The following is a 1,979-nucleotide window of genomic DNA, read 5'->3' as shown; positions in this document are numbered from 1 at the left end:
TGACGATTTCCGGCACGATCGCGGCACGCGACGCTTCGATCAGGTCTTCCGTTTCAGCAAGCACCGGCCAGCCTGACAGACGCGACCACGCGATCTGTGCGACGGTGTAGACAAGGATGCCGACGTGCGTGTCGGCCTGCCCCGACCGGTGGAACGCGCGCGACCACGCCTCGAAGCGATGCCGCAGATTCAGCATAAGCCCCGGCATGCCGGGCAGCGAGAGCGATTCGCAGCGCAACTGTTCGAGCATCTCGAACAGCACACGCTCGACCGGGTCGTCGCCGGAAAGCGTGCGGTGCAGTTCGGCATCGGAATGCAGAATGCGCAGCGCGGCGCCGTCGGCCGCGCCGCGCCACGACGCAAGGTCATCGGCATCGGCCACCACACGCAGGTGTGGCGCATGGATCGACAGCGGCCGCCGGTCGCGGCACACATGGCCTGCCCAATAGTGCAACGCGGTGTCGCCCGTCAATGCACGTACGGTCGCCGCGCACAGTGCCTCGCGAGCAGACGCGCGCTGCACCGCATCTCGATCCGCGCTCACCGGCCCACTTCCGGCCCCGTGATCGCACCTGCGGTCACGGCGAGCGTTGCGCCGAAGCAGCGCTGGTAGTATTCGGCGACGATCCGCCGCTCCGCCTCGTCGCACTTGTTCAGGAACGTGAGCCGGAACGCGAGCGCCGGATCGCGAAAAATTCGGCAGTTCTCCGCCCAATCGATCACGGTGCGCGGCGACATCAGCGTCGACAGGTCCCCGGACGCAAAGCCGTTGCGCGTCAGCTCAGCGAGACTCACCACCGATTCGAGCAGATCGCGGCCCGCGTCGTCCGCGAGTTCGGGCACGCGTGCGCGCACGATGCCGATCTCCTCGTCGCGCGGCAGATAGTCGAGTGTTGCGACGACATTCCAGCGATCCATCTGTGCCTGATTGAGCATGTGCGTGCCGTGATAAAGGCCGTTCAGGTTGCCGAGCCCGGTCGTATTCGCGGTCGCGAACAGACGGAACGACGAATGCGGATGGATTACACGGTTCTGGTCGAGCAGCGTAAATTTTCCGTCGCGCTCAAGGAGCCGCTGAATCACGAACATCACGTCGGGGCGGCCTGCGTCATATTCGTCGAAGATCAGCGCGACCGGCCGTTGCAGTGCCCACGGCACGATCCCTTCCTGGAACTCGGTCACCTGCACGTCGTCGCGCACGACGATCGTGTCCTTGCCGACGAGGTCGAGACGGCTGATGTGGCCGTCGAGGTTGACCCGCATGCACGACCAGTTGAGCCGCGCCGCAATCTGCTCGATATGCGTCGATTTGCCGGTACCATGCATCCCATGCACGAGCACGCGGCGGTTGTGTGTGAAGCCGGCGAGGATTGCAAGCGTGACGTCGGGATTGAAGCGATATGCGTCGTCGATGTCGGGCACATGATCGCCACGTGCGCCAAACGCAGGTACCTTGAGATCCAGGTCGAGGCCGAACTGTTCGCGCACCGACACCATGCAATCCGGCTTGCTCGTCATACTGTCCATCGCATCGCGCTCCTGTCGCGTCGGGGCGTCGCCCCCCCGTTCCGTTGTTGGATCGTCGCCGCACGCCTCGCGCGCCGATCGATACATGGGAGCATGCGCTGCGGCGGCTCCCGGTTCGATAACCCGTCGTTTTCTCCCGCCGCACCGGCCGGCTTGCGTGACGATTCGCGACGCCGCCAATGGAAACGCCCGATACGACGAGCGGTCCATCGGGCCCTGCGGCCCGCTTATCTCGGTGGATACACGAGCAGATCCCGGTTGTCGGCGTTCGCGCGACGGCCTCGATGCGTGAGCGCATAGACAACGAGCAGCACGCCGAGGCTCGCGACGCCGAGCCAAAGCGGCTTGCGCTGTTCCGGAATGAACGCCATCGCGACGAGGATGCTGATCATTCCGCCAATCGCGAACCACGTCAGGTAGGGGTATGCCCACATCCTCACGCGCAGTTCGCC

At 65.0% G+C, this 1,979-nt stretch carries 1 protein-coding gene and 2 pseudogenes; all 3 read right to left on the bottom strand.

Translation table 11 applies throughout. The features are described 5' to 3' along the window. Nucleotides 1-544: pseudogene (locus KH616_RS24615) on the bottom strand (cobalt chelatase); the annotation flags it as partial. After that, the gene (locus KH616_RS24610; RefSeq protein WP_292253869.1) at nucleotides 541-1,527 is read right to left on the bottom strand and encodes an AAA family ATPase; all 987 of its coding nucleotides are present in this window, start codon (nucleotides 1,525-1,527) and stop codon (nucleotides 541-543) included. The pseudogene KH616_RS24615 and the gene KH616_RS24610, both read right to left, overlap by 4 nt. A gap of 227 nt (nucleotides 1,528-1,754) precedes the next feature. Further along, nucleotides 1,755-1,979 (bottom strand): annotated as a pseudogene (locus KH616_RS24605) (GABA permease); the annotation flags it as partial.

Source organism: Burkholderia sp. (assembly GCF_018375725.1).
Classification (GTDB): Bacteria; Pseudomonadota; Gammaproteobacteria; order Burkholderiales; family Burkholderiaceae; genus Burkholderia.
This window is presented reverse-complemented; position numbering and strand designations above follow the sequence as displayed.